The sequence below is a fragment of the Salipiger bermudensis HTCC2601 genome (assembly GCF_000153725.1).
GTDB lineage: Bacteria > Pseudomonadota > Alphaproteobacteria > Rhodobacterales > Rhodobacteraceae > Salipiger > Salipiger bermudensis.
In genome coordinates this window covers 825890-845200 of the sequence record NZ_DS022276.1, presented here as the reverse complement: position 1 = coordinate 845200, position 19311 = coordinate 825890, and the positions used below count along the sequence as shown (strand labels likewise).

General features: G+C 63.7%; 22 protein-coding genes. 7 read left to right on the top strand and 15 right to left on the bottom strand.

Annotated features, from left to right (window positions below):
- Positions 1–18: 18 nt before the first annotated feature.
- Positions 19–549, top strand: coding sequence for a GNAT family N-acetyltransferase (locus R2601_RS25755; protein WP_083793893.1), 531 nt, complete (start codon positions 19–21; stop codon positions 547–549).
- A gap of 95 nt (positions 550–644) precedes the next feature.
- Here R2601_RS25755 and R2601_RS26605 read toward each other — a convergent pair whose 3' ends face one another.
- The 3 genes from R2601_RS26605 to R2601_RS04060 form a co-directional block, all read right to left on the bottom strand.
- Positions 645–1211, bottom strand: coding sequence for a hypothetical protein (locus tag R2601_RS26605; protein ID WP_144266890.1), 567 nt, complete (start codon positions 1209–1211; stop codon positions 645–647).
- 33 nt (positions 1212–1244) lie between these two features.
- Positions 1245–3206, bottom strand: a complete 1962-nt coding sequence (locus tag R2601_RS04065; RefSeq protein WP_040544343.1) for an AAA family ATPase — start codon at positions 3204–3206, stop codon at positions 1245–1247.
- A gap of 388 nt (positions 3207–3594) precedes the next feature.
- Positions 3595–4368 (bottom strand): helix-turn-helix domain-containing protein, encoded by a 774-nt coding sequence (locus tag R2601_RS04060; protein WP_083793892.1) that lies wholly within the window; start codon positions 4366–4368, stop codon positions 3595–3597.
- A 287-nt stretch (positions 4369–4655) separates the two neighbouring features.
- Here R2601_RS04060 and R2601_RS27240 point away from each other — a divergent pair, with 287 nt between their 5' ends.
- The 4 genes from R2601_RS27240 to R2601_RS04045 all read left to right on the top strand — a co-directional run bounded on the left by R2601_RS27240 (position 4656) and on the right by R2601_RS04045 (position 8274).
- On the top strand, positions 4656–5042 hold the full coding sequence (locus R2601_RS27240) for a hypothetical protein (RefSeq protein WP_083793891.1): 387 nt from the start codon (positions 4656–4658) through the stop codon (positions 5040–5042).
- 14 nt (positions 5043–5056) lie between these two features.
- Positions 5057–6013, top strand: coding sequence for a tyrosine-type recombinase/integrase (locus R2601_RS04055; RefSeq protein WP_007793955.1), 957 nt, complete (start codon positions 5057–5059; stop codon positions 6011–6013).
- 184 nt (positions 6014–6197) lie between these two features.
- Positions 6198–6884 (top strand): YoaK family protein, encoded by a 687-nt coding sequence (locus R2601_RS04050; protein WP_007793951.1) that lies wholly within the window; start codon positions 6198–6200, stop codon positions 6882–6884.
- Positions 6885–7026: 142 nt separating this feature from the next.
- A complete protein-coding gene (locus R2601_RS04045) occupies positions 7027–8274 on the top strand; it encodes a lytic murein transglycosylase (RefSeq protein WP_007793949.1) in 1248 nt (415 codons plus the stop codon).
- A 24-nt stretch (positions 8275–8298) separates the two neighbouring features.
- Here R2601_RS04045 and R2601_RS04040 read toward each other — a convergent pair whose 3' ends face one another.
- From R2601_RS04040 to def (R2601_RS04025), 4 genes are all read right to left on the bottom strand, one after another.
- Positions 8299–10905, bottom strand: coding sequence for a hypothetical protein (locus R2601_RS04040; protein ID WP_007793947.1), 2607 nt, complete (start codon positions 10903–10905; stop codon positions 8299–8301).
- 164 nt (positions 10906–11069) lie between these two features.
- Entirely contained in the window at positions 11070–11564 is a 495-nt protein-coding gene (gene def / locus R2601_RS04035; RefSeq protein ID WP_007793944.1) for a peptide deformylase, read from the bottom strand.
- Complete coding sequence (gene def / locus R2601_RS04030; RefSeq protein WP_007793941.1) at positions 11561–12058, bottom strand: peptide deformylase; 498 nt, start codon at positions 12056–12058, stop codon at positions 11561–11563. Before def (R2601_RS04030) ends, def (R2601_RS04035) begins: the two co-directional genes overlap by 4 nt.
- A gap of 72 nt (positions 12059–12130) precedes the next feature.
- Positions 12131–12652: a peptide deformylase gene (gene def, locus R2601_RS04025; protein ID WP_007793940.1), complete on the bottom strand. Its 522-nt coding sequence runs from the start codon at positions 12650–12652 to the stop codon at positions 12131–12133.
- Positions 12653–12777: 125 nt separating this feature from the next.
- Between def (R2601_RS04025) and R2601_RS04020 the strand changes: the two genes are divergently transcribed.
- Positions 12778–13956, top strand: coding sequence for a MalY/PatB family protein (locus R2601_RS04020; protein WP_007793938.1), 1179 nt, complete (start codon positions 12778–12780; stop codon positions 13954–13956).
- 144 nt (positions 13957–14100) lie between these two features.
- Here R2601_RS04020 and R2601_RS04015 read toward each other — a convergent pair whose 3' ends face one another.
- The 6 genes from R2601_RS04015 to ispH form a co-directional block, all read right to left on the bottom strand.
- Entirely contained in the window at positions 14101–14721 is a 621-nt protein-coding gene (locus R2601_RS04015) for a trimeric intracellular cation channel family protein (RefSeq protein ID WP_007793936.1), read from the bottom strand.
- A gap of 12 nt (positions 14722–14733) precedes the next feature.
- Positions 14734–15198, bottom strand: a complete 465-nt coding sequence (rnhA, locus tag R2601_RS04010; protein WP_040544341.1) for a ribonuclease HI — start codon at positions 15196–15198, stop codon at positions 14734–14736.
- Positions 15191–15778 carry a class I SAM-dependent DNA methyltransferase gene (locus R2601_RS04005; protein ID WP_007793932.1) on the bottom strand — a complete coding sequence of 196 codons (588 nt, stop codon included), beginning with the start codon at positions 15776–15778 and terminating at the stop codon, positions 15191–15193. Before R2601_RS04005 ends, rnhA begins: the two co-directional genes overlap by 8 nt.
- Entirely contained in the window at positions 15775–16230 is a 456-nt protein-coding gene (locus R2601_RS04000; protein ID WP_007793930.1) for a DUF3429 domain-containing protein, read from the bottom strand. Before R2601_RS04000 ends, R2601_RS04005 begins: the two co-directional genes overlap by 4 nt.
- Entirely contained in the window at positions 16227–16841 is a 615-nt protein-coding gene (locus R2601_RS03995) for a LysE family translocator (RefSeq protein WP_007793928.1), read from the bottom strand. The genes R2601_RS04000 and R2601_RS03995 overlap by 4 nt, the downstream gene beginning before the upstream one ends.
- A 71-nt stretch (positions 16842–16912) precedes the next feature.
- Positions 16913–17860, bottom strand: coding sequence for a 4-hydroxy-3-methylbut-2-enyl diphosphate reductase (ispH, locus tag R2601_RS03990; protein ID WP_007793926.1), 948 nt, complete (start codon positions 17858–17860; stop codon positions 16913–16915).
- A gap of 134 nt (positions 17861–17994) precedes the next feature.
- Between ispH and R2601_RS03985 the strand changes: the two genes are divergently transcribed.
- Complete coding sequence (locus tag R2601_RS03985; protein WP_007793922.1) at positions 17995–18462, top strand: c-type cytochrome; 468 nt, start codon at positions 17995–17997, stop codon at positions 18460–18462.
- A 3-nt stretch (positions 18463–18465) separates the two neighbouring features.
- Here R2601_RS03985 and R2601_RS03980 read toward each other — a convergent pair whose 3' ends face one another.
- Positions 18466–18915 carry a YqaA family protein gene (locus R2601_RS03980; protein ID WP_007793920.1) on the bottom strand — a complete coding sequence of 150 codons (450 nt, stop codon included), beginning with the start codon at positions 18913–18915 and terminating at the stop codon, positions 18466–18468.
- A 41-nt stretch (positions 18916–18956) separates the two neighbouring features.
- Positions 18957–19311: LabA-like NYN domain-containing protein (locus R2601_RS03975; protein ID WP_007793916.1), on the bottom strand; the 355-nt coding region annotated here is incomplete at its 5' end.

Below are 19311 nucleotides of genomic sequence, written 5' to 3'. Positions count from 1 at the left end.
ATTTCAATCTGAGTCAGCATGATAAAGTACCGAACCCTCATCGGCGCCAATGCCACACAAGAAGAGATAAATACCTTCGTTGAATTGGTTGCCTCTGGTGGCGCGGTTGACGAAGTGTATGTCCGAATGGGTGTGGTTCGACTGGGTGCTCAGATCGCCGTCGCTGAAGTTGCCGGCCAAACAGTTGGCGTTGCCGCTTTGAAAGTACCATCGCACGAGTACAGAATTGGCCTGCAAGGAACTAATAAAGCAAACTATTCTCTGACAGAGCAAGAATACCCATATGAGCTTGGATACGTATCAGTTTCACCCGAGCATGCGGGCAAAGGTATAGCTAAAGCATTGGTCGCAGAAGTGATGCGTCTCGCAGGTGAAAACGGCATTTTTGCCACAACAAGCAACCCGACGATGAAAGAGGGAATTTTGCCATCCTTCAAATTCGTTCCGGTCGGAAAAACTTGGAAGAACCCATCCGGAGATACCTTGGTACTCTTGGTTAGAAAGTCACAAAAAGATAACACTGATCAACAACGTCATGCCCTGCGTTGACATTCAAAATCGGCGCAGGGGTGCAGTGCTGTCTAGGCGCGTAGTGGTAGTCGCGGTGATGCATTTCGTTAATCAGGCATCACCTTGAAATGCAACTAAAACCACCACTTCTTTCGCGAACCGGACTTGCCAGCCAAGAACGATCGCTCGAGCCTTTTACATGAATTTTTCAGCTTTCTCCGGTTGAGGTAGCTTGGGGCTTTTCCATGAAAGAAGAAGTTCTCCAGAGTTGCGTCAAGATCTTCACGTAGTTCGGTGGCATGCCTTTGAATTTTAAGTAGCTGGGGATTGTTTCGATCATTACGGTAATGCTCGAAGTATATAGGGGTACCCTTTAGGTACCAGATCGCATCGAATATGAACGGCAGCGAGTATCTATGACGGATTCTGAGTTCGCTTAGGGCCTCGGCGGCCAACTTCGCCCTCCTTAACTTCTCATTAAATGCATCGTGATCTTTGGATTTTTTTGCCTCAACGCTAAGGGCGACAACTTGGTAAAGGTAGTGGCTTAGGTCCTTCAAGTCTTGGCCAATGAAATTTTGCCGCGCAGCAAGAAGAGACATCAATCGGGTGGCTCTCATGCTTGAAAACGTTGCAATGACAGCCGCTGCGGCGGCAATCACGGCCGCCACCAAAGCGGCTAAGCCTTGATCTATTTGCATAATATCTCCACATGCCAAGTGGTCGTGGACTTCTTAAATATACTCATTGATCCGCTCGATTGCAGATTGGAACGCTTCTAGGGATTTCTGAACCGATTTTCTGTTCTCGTCCAGTAATTCTGGATGAGTCAGAAGGTGATAGGCGGGGTCATAGTGGCTAAAGACAGGAACCGTTTCTGGAAGAACGCGAAAGTATGCCTCAGCTTTCTTTACCTTCCGAACTGTCTTTTCGTCCGCTTCGATCAATTTCTGTATAGTCAACTTGCTCTTTCCAGTGAGTTCGTAGGTTGCGTTGACTAGATCCACGAAAAACGCGTTGTCGAAGAAGTCTTCAGTATCCGCCTCATCTTGACCTGTTACTTCCGTCGCAAGAACAATGCGCTCACGTTCGAGCAGCTCTGACTTGTATAGGTCGTCCAGCTTTCTCCGCTGGCCGCGATCAAAGTCTGTCAAGACTGCAACATTCAAGTTGTTGCCATAGAACAGCTTTACGAATGGGAGGACTTTGTCGATTCCACCCGACGGGCAAATTGCCCATTTGCTATCTAGGTGTGGACGCCCAAGAGATTGCAGCTTTTTTGACATCGCCTGAAGATAAAGGATGTCACTGGGGCCTTCGACGAGCAGAGTATTTGGCGAGATGATTAGCCCTTGCGTTACCTCAAAGCCCATTGCCCCGAAAATCGGAAAGTTCGTCTGTGGATCAGTGGTCAAGACGTCAGGGCGAATCTTCGTCCCTTCCGAGTATGGGCGGTCGCGTTTGTCGCGTTTGACAACATCTTCGACCGTGCGAACGCTTGCGAGGTTTTCGGCGGGTACCATAAACGGAGAATGGGTGGAAAAAATGATCTGATGTTTGGGCTCCAGCTGCTCTTTAAAGTAGCGCAGGAGGTCCTTCTGGGCGGTTCCGTGCAGGGTTAGCCCAGGTTCATCTAGTAGTACGATGACATCGCCTTGGTGTTTTTTAATCTGCGCAAACTTGACTAGGAAGGAAAAGAACCAGATGAAACCGGCCGACCTCTCGGAGAATGGAACGGTCACGCGGTGTAGGTTATTTTTGACGCGTGCACGGGCGACAGGCCCGCTATTGAACGGTGCCGGGTCTTCTTTCTTTCCTTCGTCTAGGCGGACTTCGATCTCGAGTTGGTCGTTCTGCGTCCAATATTCAAAGATCTGATCGGTTATCCTATTAGCAGCAGCTTCGCACTTGGCATTCATTTCTTCGAACTTCGTCGCACCCGTAAGTTCGTCCAGTGTTGTGCCAGCGTATTCAAGGAAATCGAGGAAAACTTGATCTCCATCTTTTATGCCACCATTCTGCTTATCATGCGCAAGCCGATTGATGGATATCTCGCCCGCCATGCGGTCGTAGTGTGAAAAGTATAGAAATTTCGGAAGTCCGGATTTGAGAAGATCTATTGCCTTCTTGGCGGCATTCTGATCCCGATACTTGTGCAAGGAATCCAAAAGTTCTTGCTGGGAATTCGAGCGTTCGTTTATCTTTGAGAGGCGATATGCCGCTGCCGACGTCGAACTGCAATCCTTGAGACTTACGGCCTCGGCTTCTGTAAGGTCATATCGAATGATCAACTTTTCCAAAAGCGCCTTTTGATTAATCGGCACTATCCATGTAGTGGCTGTTTGATTGTAAGACTTCTGGATTGTCACCTCATTCCCGTTGACCACATCGTTTCCGAACTCCTCCACTAAGAGAGCGATATCCGAAGCTTCCAAGCGCCAGGTTGTTTCAACAACCTGTGCGTCTTCGCCCTCATGCTTTTCCTCGTAGTCAGCCAAAAACCTACGTGGATAATTTTCGGTTTTATTGTACGCAGTGTATTCCTTGTCCGTCGAGTTTATCCCCTCCAACGCTTTTAGAAATGCTGTTTTGCCAGCCTCGTTTTTTCCGACAAGACAAGTCGACTGACCGATTTCAACCAGGTTTGAGTCAAGGATACTGCGATAGTTCGTAACGTGAGCGGAGGTAAGCTGCATTGGTCGACCTAGTTGTTACATCACGACCACATTATGACCAGAGGCCGACGGCGCGCAACACAGTATGATATGGGCGCTTCGACAGATCACGACTATGCTTAGACCTGCACGCGGACTGAGTTTCTGGCGTAACAAGTCCCCGGAATAAAGTCGCTCTATATAAGTCGATCATCTGGGCTCAGTGGTGGCGGGTTGTCTACATTTTTGCTGTCGCTGAACGTACGGCCTGGGCACGATTATGACCAGTTGCTTCTAGGGTAACTCAAGACTTCGGAGAAAAGGTTGGCAAACTTCCTTTGGTTACGCCTTGGCGTCATGCTGGCCTAAGCGCCTAGTAAGGTGATGTGCTGGTTGATCTGGTTGACGGAGTGGCAATCAACGTTCGGGATCACTCGAGGTTCTTCCGCTTCGAGTCTCGCAAACGACGTTCGGCGCGACGCTCTTCCTCTTCTTGCTCTTTCAAGATTTCTCCGATGGCATCTAATCCCCAGCCACCTTCCCGATACCAGCGGTCAAGGTAGGCCCACTCTTCCGCAACGCGCTTTGGGACCGACGTCGTCTCCACCGCGCCAAGTTCGCTGACCTCACCTGCGATTTCTCGAGCAGGCGCCTCAGCATCAACGGGCAAATTGAGATCGTGCTCGGAAAGAAGCGCCATGGCCTCGTTGTAGCGATCAATGACTTTATCGCGGGTCCCAGCCCAAACAGGATCGCGGCGAACGTTGAGGAGGTCGTGCATGTCGACGTCTCCGCGTGCCAAAATCTGTAGGAGTAGGGAGCTCGGCATGTCGCGCTCTCCACTTTCGTAGCCTCGATAGGCTCGCACGGAGCAGCCCAGTTCTTCTGCCATCTGATCTTGGGTGAAGTCGCGACGCCCGCGGTATTTGCGAAGCCCCTGGCTGAGGCTCATTTCGCTTCGCCGGCGGATGCGTTCAAAGGTTCGAGCTTCTTCAGCTTCCTCGGCTCGTGCGCTCTGAGAACGCTCGATCTGCTTTCGCCTGATCCAGCCCTTTTGCTGTGCCGACATGCCTGGACGAATCACCAAATTGTCCTGGTCCGGGTAGGGCTTGAACTGGAATGGCATTGAACGTTCCTTCATCAGATCGAAAACCTGCCAGATCTTGCCGCTTTTTGGAATCCTGAGAAAACGTAATGATTTCATTTGCTTGACCCATTTTCGCGGGCCATGATCTTAGCGAAAAAGCGGTTTGGAGGCGCAGATGAACGATACATTTGAGAACGCAGTCACGCCAGAGATTTGGTGCGAGCGGCTGCGCTCACAGGGGGCAGAGGTCTCAGCGCGCGTTTTGCGGGCGAAGGCTCGTTCCTGCGGCCACTACTACGCCCTCGGCCGGGTCATGCTGCTGTCAGCGGAGCATGTCGAGGCGATCCTATCCGTCGAAGGAGCCCAGGTTCGGAGAGGCGGGCAAGCTATCAGGACTTGGTCCCGTGGGAAGTGAATTCGATCGAGAGAACGATGCGGCCATTCGCCCGGAGGAGGCCCGATGTGGTTCGGCCATTCTGGACGCAGGCAAGTCGCCTGCAGACTGGGTTTCCTGGTTGCAGGAGTACCGCCAGATCAACATCGCGGAGCGGACGTTGCGGGAGAAGGCGAACCGCTTGGGGGCGTGCTTTCGGATCGGCAATGCCATGATCATCACTCCCGACCAGATCGATGAAATTCTGACGGAGGACTGGAAGTGCCGCTCGAACCGTACCTCAGAGGCAAGGTCTATTGGGTCAAAGGCTGGATCGAATACAACAGCCGCCCGATCGCCGGTCCATATCGACAAAGCACGAGATCGACTTCGGAAGCTGGCGCGCGGGACTGGATAAGCGAAGAGACCGAGATGCAGATCCGCAAGCACATCGTCGGCGAGGAGCGGGCGCTTCGCTTCGCGGATGCAACCGAACTCTACCAGCCTGACAGCAGGAGTGCGCGCCAACTACTACCGATCCTCGATGAGATCGGCAGTTTGCCCCTCGCGGCCATTACCGGGCGTCTGCTGAAGAATCTCGGTCCGAAGCTACGCCCAAACGCGTCCACGGATACTTGGTGGCGGGAAATTGTGACTCCAGCGCGGGCGGTCATCAATAATGCGCACGAGCTGAAGGGGACGCCACTGCTGCGCGTTCGTCGCTACGACCAGTTCGAGCGCAACGCCCAAGACAAGCGCCGCGGCAAGACCAGTCGTGTTGAGCGGGTTCCTGCAACACGGGCCTGGATCGACGCCTTCTGTGCGGAAGCCGATCCGTACAATGCTGCCATGGCGCGCTTCATGTTCGAAACGGCCGCCAGGATCGATCAGGCTGTTTCTCTGACCCCGGACGACCTGCGCTCGGAGAAATGCCAGGTACGGGTCAAAGCTCAGAAGGGACATCCGGAAAGCTGGATAGCCGTCTCGCCGGAAATGATGGCGGAGTTGCAGGAGTTGCGTCCCAAGCGTCCCCGCAACCGCAGGACCGGGGCGATCTTGCCGCCGCGGGTCTTCGGGTATGCGAGCTCGACCGGCTACAACAGCCGCTGGAAGACGATCTGCCGCCGCGCAGGCATTCCGTACCTCTCGGCTCATGCCGCAGGACGGCACGGATTCTTCACCGAGCTGGTCATACGTCAGGGCGTGGACCCTGTTACTGCCGCGCGGGCGGGCCGGTGGTCCGATGCCAATCTGCCAATGAGCATCTACGCCCATCCGGAGAGCGATGAGGCCGACATTCGGGCGCGCTTTCGTACACGGTCCGTACAGACGGATTCATCGAATAATGGTAACCTACAGAAAGAAAATGGAGAAATGGGCAATGGATAACACCCTCCTAAGGGGCAGGTTGCAGGTTCGAATCCTTCCGGGATCGCCAGCGACCTTTCACCGCATCCAGACCAGCCTGCTCAGACCTGGCCGAGGCCCGTCCGGCAGGACTGCCCAACGCGTCGCTTGCAAGCCAGCCGCTGCCGTTCGATGAAGGGACGACCGTCAACCGCAGGGGCCCGACGTGCTGATCCGGGAAGGCAACGAGCGCAACCAGAGCATCGACCTGCGCCTTGCGGGGCTGCTCTCGCTGGTGGCCGGGGCGCTGAACGCCGCCGGGTTCGAGCTGGCGGGGCTGTTCTCGGCCAACATGACCGGCAATATCTCGGCGATGGCGGACAACCTTGCCAAGGGTGGCTGGGGCGCGGCGCTGCTGTTCGGGTTGGTCGTCGTCGTGTTCATTCTCGGAGCCCTGGTTGCGGGGCTGCTGATCGAGGCCGGGCGGCAGCGCGGCAAGCGCCGGATCTATGCGGCGGTGGTCGCGATGGAGGCGGTCATCCTGATCCTGACCGGTCTTGCCGCGCTCGCCGGACTGACCGGCGGGGATGGGGTCGGGATCATCTGCATGCTGGCCGGCGTGCTCGGCATGCAGAATGCCGTGAGCACGCGAATCTCGCGGGCGCGGGTGCGCACCACGCATGTTTCGGGGATGGCGACGGATGTCGGTCTTTCGCTGGCCGGCCTGTGCATGCGCAGCGAAGAGAGCGCGCGCTATCGCAGTCTGCTGGCGCTGCATTGCACGACGATCTCGGCGTTCCTCGTCGGAGGCGTTCTGGGCGTCGTCCTGCATCGTCTCGCGGGGCCCGTGACCTTCCTGTGCTGTGGCCTTCTGCTGGCGCTGATCGCGCTGCCCGAGATGCTCCGGCGGTAGCAGTGCGCGCGACGATGGCAAAGGGTCTCCCGCAGATCTGCCGCAGATCTGCCGTTGTCCGCCGATCGCCGCGAGCCGCCTTGTGGTCATGCCTCTGACACGACACAGTGAGGCCAAAGACAACATAGGGAGGAGCAGTCCCATGCAGGTTTCTCGACGTCATCTTCTGGTCAGCGGCGGTGCGCTGGCGCTGCTTTCGGCCTGTGGCGGAGGCACAAGTGTCTCCGCCCCGTCCGGCGGGCTGGACCCCGACCTGCTGCCGCAGCCCAACCCCGGCTACGACGCATGGGTCGCCGCCTTCCGTGGTCGCGCCGCGGCGCGGGGGATCAGCGCCGGCACGCTCGACGCCGCGTTCCGCGGGGCCGGCTATCTTCCGGGCGTGGTGACCCGCGACCGCAGCCAGACGGAATTCACCCGCACGCTCGAGGATTACCTCGCCATCGCGGCGTCAGAGCAGAAGGTCTCGACCGGCCGTGCCGAGCTGCGCCGCAACATGGCGCTTCTGCGCGAGATCGAGGGCCGCTACGGCGTGCCGCCTGAGGTCGTGACCGCGGTCTGGGGCATGGAGAGCAACTACGGCACCCGGCGGGGCGACATCCCGGTGGTGTCGGCCACCTCGACGCTGGCCTATGATGGTCGGCGGGGCGAGTTCTTCGAGGCACAGCTGATCTCGGCCCTGCGCATCCTCGAGCGCGGCGACACCACCCCGTCGCGCCTCACCGGGAGCTGGGCCGGGGCGATGGGCCACACCCAGTTCATCCCGACCACCTACCAGGATTACGCGGTGGATTTCCGCGGTGACGGGCGGCGCGACATCTGGTCCGAGGATCCCACTGACGGGCTGGCCTCGACGGCCAACTACCTCTCGCGCAGCGGCTGGCGTCGGGGCGAGCCCTGGGGTCTCGAGGTGCGTCTGCCGGCGGGCTTCAGCGCCGGGCTCACCGGGCGCGGCGTGCGCCGATCCTCCTCGGACTGGGCCGCGTTGGGGGTGACGAATGCCAATGGCGGGTCGCTGCCGGGCGGCACCGGCTCGATCCTCGCACTCTCGGGCGTGACCGGGCCTGCCTTCCTCGTGTTCCAGAACTTCAATGTCATCCTGCGCTACAACAACGCCGAGAAATACGGCGTCGGGGTCGGGCACCTGTCGGACCGGCTGGCGGGTGGCGGCCCCGTGCGCGGCACCTTCCCGCCGGACCGCTACGGTTTCACCATCGACGAGCGCAAGGAGCTTCAGGCTCTGCTCAATCGCGCAGGCTATGATGTCGGCACGCCGGACGGTGTGTTCGGGAGCAAGACCGAGGCGGGGATCCGCAGCTACCAGGCACGCGCGGGCCTCGCTGTGACCGGCGAGCCGTCGCAGGCACTGCTGCAGCAGCTGCGACGGGGCTAGGGGCGCGGCGCGGGCAGTGCCGATCTAGAAGAGCCACCCGAAGAAGAACTGCCAGACCTGCGTGAGCGTGCTGTCGGGCGCGGCGTCTTCTTCCTCTTCATCCCTCTCCGGTTCCGGGCCGGTTTCTAGGAGCCAGGCGAAGAAATCGGCCAGCGACTCGTGGTCGCCTGCGTCTCTGCCCGGAGCTGCCGGGGCTTCGCCGGGCGTTTCGGCGGGAGCGTCGTCCTCGGGTTCCTCCGGATCCGGCGTGTCCACGGGATCGGTCGGCTCGGCGGGGGGCTCCTCCGGCGTTTCGTCGGGTGTGTCGGCGGGAGCGTCGCCCTCGGTCTCCTCCGGATCCGGCGCGTCCTCGGGATCGGTCGGCTCGGCGGGGGGCTCCTCCGGTGTGTCGTCAGGCGTTTCGGCGGGAGCCTCGTCCTCGGCTTCCTCCGGATCCGGCGTGTCCACGGGATCGGTCGGCTCGGCGGGGGGCTCCTCCGGCGTTTCGTCGGGTGTGTCGGCGGGAGCGTCGTCCTCGGTTTCCTCAGGATCCGGCGCGTCCTCGGGATCGGTCGGCTCGGCCGGGGGCTCCTCCGGTGTGTCGTCAGGCGTTTCGGCGGGAGCGTCGTCCTCGGTTTCCCCCGGATCCGGCGCGTCCTCGGGATCGGTCGGTTCGGCGGGGGTCTCCTCCGGCGTGTCGTCGGGTGTGTCGGCGGGAGCGTCGTCCTCGGTTTCCCCCGGATCCGGCGCGTCCTCGGGATCGGTCGGTTCGGCGGGGGTCTCCTCCGGCGTGTCGTCGGGTGTGTCGGCGGGAGCGTCGTCCTCGGTTTCCTCCGGATCAGGCGCGTCCTCGGGATCGGTCGGCTCAGCGGGGGGCTCCTCCGGTGTGTCGTCAGGCGTTTCGGCGGAAGCGTCGTCCTCCGGCCAGACCGTCTCCCCCTGGGCAAGGCTGACGTCGCCGATCTCTCCGACCAAGGCGCTGCGGGTCTCGACGGCCGAGTCGCCGAGCAGCGCCGGAAGGCGCTCGACATCCGCCGGCACGACGCCGTCGCCCTCCGCGAGGGTCATGCCGTTCTTGTCGATATACATCCGGCCGGTCTCATCGATCCCGGCGGTCCAGGTGGCCGTCTCGCCGGCGACCAGCGCCTCCTCGGCGACGATGTAATGCGTTGCGCCGTCCTGCACGATCTCGAGCATCATCGCAGAGCTCTGGCCGATCTGGCCGAAGGTGATGGCGTGCGGGCCGCCGCCGCCATACTCGAACACCGTCTGGCCATGGCCACCGGCGAGATCATCCACCCGGAGAGTCGCCTCGAACTCGAAGGCCCCGTCGATCTGCGGCAGATCGACGGCGTCCGGTGGGGGCGAGGAGCCGCCGCCATCCGCTTCGGTGCCGTCATCGCCATCGTCGGGCGCATCGGGAGAGGGTTTCTCCGGCGGCACGACAACAGGAGCCTCGTCGGTTGCGGCGGGAATACCCAGGGCTTCGAGCTGCGCGGCGGATTTCACTGCGTCGGCGGTTACCCCCAGCAGGGTGATGGCCTCGCCGCCGGGGAAGCTCAGCACCGCGTCGCCGCTGCCGTCGCCGACCGTGTCGGTCACGGTCACGTCGTCGGTGTCTACGGGGCTGCCGTCGAAATCGGTGAGGTCCGAGACGTCGAGCACATCGCGCGCCAGATAGCTGCCGTCGGGCTGCAGTTCCGGCGCGGCAAAGCCGGTGACGCTGTCGAGCCCGCCGAAATCGGCGAGCGCGATGGTGTCCTCGCCGGCCCCCAGCAGGATCGACTCGACCTGCGAGAAAACCAGCGTCGAGCTCCCGTCGGTCAGGCTGCCGCTCTCGGGGTCGGCCGAGGTCAGGTCGAGGCGCAGCCCGTCGGTGACCGCGGTGAGGTCGAGCACGTCGCCGGTGGTCTCGTCGACATCCTCGGCATCGACGGTGTCGTTGCCGAAGCCGTTCTCGATGTGGAAGGTGTCGTCGCCGTAACCGCCCCAGAGATAATCGTCGCCGGCCCCGCCCCAGAGCGCGTCATCGTCGTAGGAGCCGCGCATCCAGTCGTCGCCATCGCCCCCGATCAGCGTATCTTTGCCCTCGTTGCCCTCGAGATGGTCGTCGCCGGCGCCGCCTTCGACGTAGTCATCGCCATATTCGCCATAGATCGAATCCGCGCCATCGCCTCCGAGCAGCGAATCGTCGCCCTCGTTGCCGTAGATGACGTCATCGCCGTCATTGCCGCTGACCGTGTCGTTGCCGCCCCCGCCGCGCAGCGTGTCGGCGCCGAGCCCGCCGGTGAGCGCGTCATCGCCGCCATAGCCGAGAATGCTGTCATCCCCCGCGCCGCCGTCGATCAGCTCGCTCTCGTCGTTGCCGTCGATCACGTCGCGGCCGGCGCTGCCGGTGATCACTTCGAAGAGCCCGAAATCGCCCGGCGCGCCAAGGTAGGCATCGGCCCCGGCGCCGACGCTGTTGTCGCCGATCACGTAGCTCTCGGCGCCGTCAGAAATCGACAGGAAGGCACCGTCACGGGCGAAGCTGATGGTGAAGCTCCCGGGGAGAGCCGAGAAATCGAGCATGTTGGGCTCGGGCGCAGTCGTCACCATTGCCCAGAAATCCGGGTCATCCCAGGTCTCGGTGGTTACCTCGAATATCGCCATGTCACTGCTCACTCACCCAAAACATGCTGCGCCCCGCGCGCGGCTGCGTTGCCACGCGCGCGCAAGCATTCTGAACACCGTTCTGCGACGCGATTGGTCGAAAATAAGGGAGGAATTGCGAGACAATTAAGGCAATTCGATGAGGCCGCTCCGGGCACGCGGCCTTACCGGGCCTTCTTGGCGCGGCGCAGCAGGATGTCGCGTTTCACCTTGCTGAGGTGGTCGAAATACATCTTGCCGTTCAGGTGGTCGATCTGGTGCTGGACCGAGGTCGCCCAGAGCCCGACGAAATCGCGCTCCTCGATCTCGCCGGCCTCGTTGAGGAAGCGCACGGTGACGGCGCGGGGGCGTTCGATCTTGGCCCAGACGCCGGGCAGGTTGGGGCTGGCCTCGTCATGGCTGCGCAGCTTGACGCTGGCGTGCAGGATCTCGGGATTGGCCATACGCACCGGCTGACCGCGCTCCTCGGAGGCATCGACCACCGCGAGGCGCAGCATCACGCCGATCTGCGGCGCGCCGAGGCCGACGCCGGGCATCGCCTCCATGGTATCGATCATGTCGGTCCAGATGGCGCGGATCTCGTCGGTGATCGCCTCGACTGGTGCGGCGGGGCTGCGCAGGCGCTTGTCGGGCCACGGGATGCAGGGGCGGGCGGTCATTTGCCGCGCTCGTATGCGTGCATCAGGTCGGCGGCGGTGGTCGGGTCGAGACGGTCGAAATGCACCAGACCGTCGAGATGATCGTATTCGTGCTGCGCGACGATGGCCTCAGCGCCCTCGAACCGGCGCTCCTGCCGGTCGCCGTTGAGATCGGTATAGGCCATGCGCACCCAGACCGGGCGCCGCACGTTCGCGGTGACCCCGGGGATCGACAGGCAGCCCTCGTCGCCGGCGGCGGTTTCGTCCGACACGGCGAGGATCTGCGGGTCGATGCAGACCACCGGGGTCATGTCGCCGTCCTTCCAGCCCGCATCCATGACGAAGACGCGCTTGAGGACGCCGACCTGCGGTGCGGCGAGGCCCCGGCCGGGGGCGTCGTACATGGTCTCGAGCATATCGGTGACCAGCTCCGAGACCGCCGCAGGGTCGCCGACCTCGGCGCAGGGCTGCTTGAGCTTGGGGTCGGGCCAGAGAAGGATCTCGCGCAGGGCCATCGGGGTCTCCGCTTCGGGGAATGTCTCAGAGATAGGCGGGACGGGTGTGGCGGCCAGTATGCCGCGCCGCCGTCATGCCCGGGCGCGGTCGCGCTTGAGCTTGACCATCTTGCGGGTGATCATCTGCCGCTTCAGCGGCTTGAGGTAGTCGATGAAGAGCTTGCCGTCGAGGTGGTCGATCTCGTGCTGCACGCAGGTCGCCCAGAGCCCGTCGAAGGTCTCGCGCTGGAGGGTGCCGTCGCGGTCGAGCCACTCGACATCGACCACCTTGGGACGCTCGACCTCGGCATACTGGTCGGGGATCGACAAACAGCCTTCCTCGTAGACGTTGCGCTCGTCCGAAGAGGCCACGACCTGCGGGTTGAACATCACCAGCGGGCGCGGCGCCTCGCCATCGTCGGCCTTGGCGCAGTCGAGCACGATGAGCCGGTCGAGCACGCCGATCTGCGGTGCCGCCAGCCCGATGCCGGGCGCGTCATACATGGTCTCGAGCATGTCGTCGGCGAGCACGCGGAGCTTGTCCGAAAGATCGGGCACAGGCGCGCAGGCCTTCTTGAGGCGCGGATCGGGGTGGATGAGGATCGGGCGTTTCATGCGCCTCATCTATGCACAACGGCGTGAGCGCGCAAGTCGGGGAGCGGTGTCTGACGGGCAGGGGTTGCGCTCGGGGACGGGCGCGCTAGCGTGCGGCGCGCCACCAAGAGCAAGGATCAAGCCGCATGACCAGCCCCTTCGATGAAGTGATCGACCGCGTCGGCACCCATTCCGCCAAATGGGACAAGATGGAAGACATCTACGGCGTCTCGCCCGAGGACGGGCTTGCCATGTGGGTCGCGGATATGGATTTCCGCCCGCCGGCCTGCGTGCAGGAGGCGCTGCAAGGAATGCTTGATCACGGCGTCTACGGCTATTTCGGCGATGAAAGCGACTATCTCGCCGCGATCCGCTGGTGGATGGCCGAGCGCCACGGCTGGGCGGTCGAGGATGACTGGATCACCACCACGCACGGGCTGGTCAACGGCGCCGCGCTCTGCATCGACGCCTACACCGCGCCCAGCGACGGGGTGGTGCTGTTCACGCCGGTCTACCACGCTTTTCACCGGGTCATCAAAGCCGCGGGGCGCGAGGTGGTCGAGTGCCCTCTGGTGCTGACCGACGGGCGCTACGAGATGGATTTTGCCGCCTACGACGCGCAGATGACCGGGCGCGAGAAACTGCTGCTGCTGTGCTCGCCTCACAACCCGGGCGGCCGGGTCTGGAGCCGGGAAGAGTTGCAGCAGGTGGCCGATTTCGCCAAGCGCCACGACTTGGTGCTGGTCTCGGACGAGATCCACCACGACCTCGTGATGCCGGGTCAGACGCATGTGCCGATGGCGCTGGTGGATGACAGCATCTCGGACCGGCTGGTGATGATGACCGCCACAACCAAGACCTTCAACATCGCCGGCTCGCATACCGGCAACGTGATCATCTCCGACCCGGCCCTGCGCAAGCGCTTCACCCAGCGCCTGGCGGCGCTGGGCCTGTCGCCGAACAGCTTCGGGCTGGTGATGGCGACGGCGGCCTATTCGCCCGAGGGCGCGGCCTGGGTCGACGACCTCTGCGCCTATCTCGACGGCAACCGCAAGCTCTTCGACGCGGCGGTGGCCGAGATCCCCGGGCTGCGCTCGATGCCGCTCGAGGCGACCTATCTGGCCTGGGTGGATTTCTCGGGCACCGGCATGGCGGCTGCGGAGTTCACCCGGCGGGTCGAGCGCGAGGCGCGCATCGCCGCCAACCACGGGCCGGCCTTCGGCACCGGCGGCGAGAGCTGGCTGCGTTTCAATCTTGCCACGCCGCGTGCGCGGGTGGAGGAGGCCTGTGAGCGGCTCAAGGCGGCCTTTGCCGACCTGCAGTGAGGGATGGCTCGGGGGAGAGGAGGGGCGCTGCCCCTCTGGCGCGCAGGCGCGCCATTCACCCCGAGGTATTTTTGAACCAGAGAAGGGGCGGGGGCCGCGTGACGGCCCCTGCTCAACGCAGGGAGGCGTTCGCGCGGGCGCGGGCTAGTTGCGCGGCGGGCGGCCCTTGTAGATCGGGATGTTCCAGCCGAAGGCCAGCGCGGTGCCGCGCAGCACGAAGGTGAATATGGCGCCGATAAGCGCCGCCTTGCCGGGTTCGATCCCCGAAGCATGGGCGGCGAGCAGAGCGCCGGCGCCGCCAAGCGCGCAGGTGGCATAGGGCTCGCCCTGTTTCAGCACCAGGGGCAGTTCGTTGGCGACCACGTCGCGCATCAGTCCGCCGAAGCAGCCGGTCATCACTCCCATCACAAGGACCACCGGGACCGGCGCGCCGTCGGACAGCGCGATGCCGGCGCCGGCGGCGACCGCCACCGACAGCGCCACTGCGTCGAGCCAGAGGATGGCGCGCTGGCGGCTTTCAAGCCGGTGCGCAGTGAAGAACACCGCGATCGCCGCGCCGCAGGCGACGGCGAGATAGGTCGGATCGGCGATCCACAGCACCTCGCGCCGCAGCAGCAGGTCGCGCAGCGTGCCGCCGCCGACGCCGGTCAGGCAGGCGAGGAAGGCAAAGCCCACCACGTCGAGCTGGGCGCGGCTGGCCACCAGCGCGCCGGTCAGGGCGAAGATCAGGACGGAGGCGTAATCGAGGAGTTCGAGCGGGCTCATCGCGGCCCGCCCTCAGGCGCCCTTGCCGGGCTTGAACGGCGCCATGCCGGCGCGGGCGAGCTCGTCGGCGCGCTCGTTCTCGGGGTGGCCGGCGTGGCCCTTGACCCATTCCCAGGTCACGTCGTGTCGGCGCTGTGCCTCGTCGAGGCGTTGCCAGAGCTCGGCGTTCTTTACCGGCTTCTTGGCGGCGGTCTTCCAGCCGTTGCGCTTCCAGCCGTGGATCCAGCCGGTGACGCCGTTCTTCACGTAGGCGCTGTCGGTCACCACGGTGATGCGCGAGGCGCGGGTCAGCGATTCCAGCGCGTTGATCGCCGCCAGAAGCTCCATCCGGTTGTTGGTGGTGTCGGCCTCGCCGCCGCTGAGCTCGCGCTCCTTGACGATCTCCTCGCCATTCTTCGCGCGCATCAGGACGCCCCAGCCGCCGGGGCCGGGATTACCGGAGCAGGCTCCGTCGGTATATGCAAAAAGATCAGTCATGGGCGAGGACCGATATCCATGTCGAGGCGCTGCCGTCAAGGCCTCGTCCCTCGCCGCGGGTCACGTCGCGGATTGTGAGGCCAACATCGGCCAGCAGCGCGCGCAGATCGTCCTCGATATAGAAGGTGTAGAACCGCCCCAGCCGGTCGCGGCCCTCACCGGTGCCTTCCTTGAGCGACAGGCCGAGCAGGCCGCCGGGCTTCAGCGCGCGGGCGATGGCTGCGAGATGGCGGGGCATGTCGGCGCGCGGCGCGTGCAGCAGGCTGAAGCTGGCCCAGATGCCGTCGTAGCGCGCGTGGGCGTCGAGATCGTCGAAGTGGCCCTGCCGGGCGTCGACACCGTGGCTGGCGCGCGCCAGCGCCACCATTTCGGGCGAGGCGTCGAGCGCCTCGACGGCAAGGCCCGCTTTCGCCATGTGGCCGGAATCGTGGCCCGGGCCGCAGCCGAGATCGAGCACGCGCGCGCCCTCGGGAAGGCGGGCGATGAAGGTCGAGAGAGTCTCGAAGGGCGCGTCGGGCTGCAGGTTGGCGTAGTCTTGGGCGCGTTTGGCATAGACGGCGAGCGTCCGGTCGTCGCTCACACCAGCACCCCGACCAGCAGGCAGGCGACCACGGCGGCAGTGACCGGCAGGCGCAGGTGCATCCACCATCTCGGCGCCAGCCCCCAGCGCCAGAATTGCCAGTCGAGCGCCAGGAGGCCGAGGAAGCCGAAGATCAGGTTCATCCCGGCAGAGACCGGTCCGCCGCCGGCCATGAAGAAGGCCCAGAGCGCCGGGATCACCGACAGCGCGTAGCAGACCGGGGCCTGCCGCGGATGAGCCTTTGTGGCGAAGCCCCAGAGCACGCCGGACATGAAGGCGAGGATCACCGTGCCGTAGGCGAGCTGCACGTAGGGGCCGACGAAGCGCCCGCCGATGGTGGTGAAGGCGAGCTGGTAGGCGCTGTCGGACAGCAGGGTCAGCACGCCCCAGAGGAATGGCAGCACGCCGGCGGCGGTGAGGATAAGGGCGCTGCGGGGGACGGGACCTTTCATGCGCGCTCCATCGCCAGGCGTCCGGCGAGCAGCGCGAAGATCGCGGCGAAGGAGCGGTTGAGCCAGCGCATGGCGCGCTCACTGCCCAGCAGCCAGTCGCGGGCGCGGGCGGCGAAGAGGCCGTAGACCACGAAGACCGCGAAGGTCATCGCCATGAACACGCCGCCGAGCAGCATCATCTCGGCCCGCGCCGTTTCGGGCGCGCCCGACAGAAACGGCGGAAGCAGGGCGAGGAAGAACAGCGAGAGCTTGGGGTTGAGGATGTTCAGCAGCGCGCCGCGGCGGGCGGTGCGGGGGCCGCTCTCACGACGGGGCGAAGCGGCCACCGAGAGCGCTCCGGTGGCACGCAGCGCCTGAAAGGCCAGCCACAGCAGGTAGAGCGCGCCGGCGAGCTTCACCGTGGTGAAGAGCACGGCAGAGGTGTGCAGCAGGGCAGCGAGCCCGAGCATCGCGGCGGCGAGGTGCGGCACGATCCCGAAGGTGCAGCCAAGCGCGGCCCAGATCGCGGCGCGGCGGCCCTGACCGAGCCCGATCGCGAGCGTGTAGATCACCCCGGCACCGGGCGCGAGCACCACGACCAGCGCGGTGAGCAGAAATTGCAGGCTCAGCATCGGATCCTCCCTTGATCGGAGGAAAGGTTTCCCATTCGGCGCGGGCTGTCAACGCCCTGAACGCGTACCGATCAGGCCGGCTGCCGCAGCACGCGCGGCACCTTGAACTCGACATTCTCCTGCGCCGTCTCGACCATCTGCACGGTCACGTCGAACCGGTCGCGGAAGGCGTCGATGACCTCGTCGATCAGCACTTCCGGGGCCGAGGCGCCTGCGGTGACGCCGACAGACGCGATGCCTTCGAGCGCGCGCCAGTCGATGTTCTCGGCCCGCTGGACGAGCTGTGCGTAGGAGCAGCCGGCCTTGCGGGCGACCTCGACCAGCCGCTTGGAGTTCGACGAGTTCGGCGCGCCCACCACGAGCAGCGCGTCGCAGTCGGGCGCAATCGCCTTGACCGCCTCCTGTCGGTTTGTGGTGGCGTAGCAGATATCTTCCTTGTGAGGCCCCACGATGGCCGGGAAGCGCGCCTTCAGCGCCGCGACGATGTCGATCGTGTCGTCCACCGAAAGCGTGGTCTGGGTGACGAAGGCCAGTTGTTCCGGGTCGCGCACCTGCACATGGGCGACGTCCTCGACGGTCTCGACCAAGAGCACCTCGCCCTCGGGCAGCTGGCCCATGGTGCCAATGGTCTCGGGGTGGCCGGCATGACCGATCATGATCATCTGCAGCCCGTTCTCGTGGTGCCTCGCGGCCTCGATATGGACCTTGGAGACCAGCGGGCAGGTGGCGTCGACATAGACCATCTCGCGCTGCGCGGCCTCGGCCGGGACGGCCTTGGGCACGCCATGGGCGGAGAAGATCACCGGACGGTCCGGCGGGCAATCCTCGAGCTCTTCGACGAAGACCGCGCCCTTGTCGCGCAGCCCGTCGACGACGAACTTGTTGTGCACGATCTCGTGCCGCACGTAGACCGGCGCGCCCCATTTCTCGAGCGCCATCTCGACGATCTTGATCGCCCGGTCGACACCGGCGCAAAAGCCGCGCGGGGCGGCGAGGTAGAGGGTGAGCGGATTCTTCATTGGCGTCTCCTGTTCCCTCCGAGGTAATGCCTGCAGGCGCTGGCGTCGACCCCTTCGGCTGGCCTGACGAAGCTGTGACTTGATGGCGGCGGGGCGGTTGCGGAAGAGTTGCACTGCGCGAGGGGGAGGACGAGATGAAGCGGATTGCCATCGGCGTGGGGGCAGCGGCGCTGCTGGCCGGGGGATGGGCTCTGGCACAAATGGCGGCAGAGCCGGTGCCCGGCCTGTTTCCCTACACGGATGCCACGCGCGTCGCGAATGGCAAACGCCTCTATGGCGAGAATTGCGCTGCCTGCCACGGCGCGCAGCTCGAGGGGCAATCGGACTGGAAGGAGCGCGACGCTGACGGCTTCCTGCCGGCGCCGCCGCACGATCCCACCGGCCATACCTGGCATCACCCCGACCAACAGCTTCTGGCCATTGTCACGCATGGCACCGAGGCGATCGTTGGCGGCGACTACCGCTCCAATATGATGGGGTTCGGAGAGATCCTCGATGAGGCGGAGATCGTCGACGTGATGGCCTATATCAAGAGCACTTGGCCGGAGGAGGTGATCGAGATCCACAACGAGATCAACGCCCGCTCCTCGGCCTATCGATAGCGTTCAGGCGCCGGTGCCCATGGTTGCCGCGGTGGCCCATGCCAGCACGATGTAGCGCCCGGTCTTGGCGATGGTGACAAGTGCGAGAAACACCGCCCAGTGGGTGCGCATAACGCCAGCGATGACGGTGAAGGCGTCGCCCAGAGGCGCCCAGCTCAGCAGCAGGGTCCAGACTCCCCAGCGGGCATAGGCGCGCTGCGCCCGCGCCAGCTGCGCCTCGCTGACCGGAAACCAGCGGCGGTGGCGGAAATGCTCGAGCCAGATTCCGAGCACGTAGTTGACCACCGCGCCAAGAATATTCCCGACGCTGGCCACGAGCACGATCAGCACCAGCGGCGCGGCATTGCCGAGTTGCATTCCAACGAAGACAACCTCGGACTGGAAGGGCAGGATCGTGGCAGCGCCGAAGGCGGCCAGGAACAGGCCGCCAAGGGCGGCGGCTTCAGTCAGCATGATCGCGGGGCCTCATCCCCGAAAGTCCCGCGCTCACGTTGTCAGTTGCCGCTGCTTGCGACCTCGAAGTTGCGCTCCGCATGCTGCTCGCGCGGCGGACGACCGATGACTTCGCGCAGCTCGTCGAGCTCGATGAAGTTGTCGGCCTGGCGGCGGAGTTCGTCGGCGATCATCGGCGGTTGGCTGCGGATGGTCGAGACCACCGACACGCGCACGCCCTGACGCTGAAGGCTCTCCACCAGCGGGCGGAAGTCCCCATCGCCCGAGAACAGCACGATATGGTCGACCCGCGGTGCAAGCTCCATGGCATCGACGGTGAGCTCGATATCCATGTTGCCCTTGACCTTCCGACGGCCTTGGCTGTCGGTGTATTCCTTCGCCGGCTTGGTCACCATG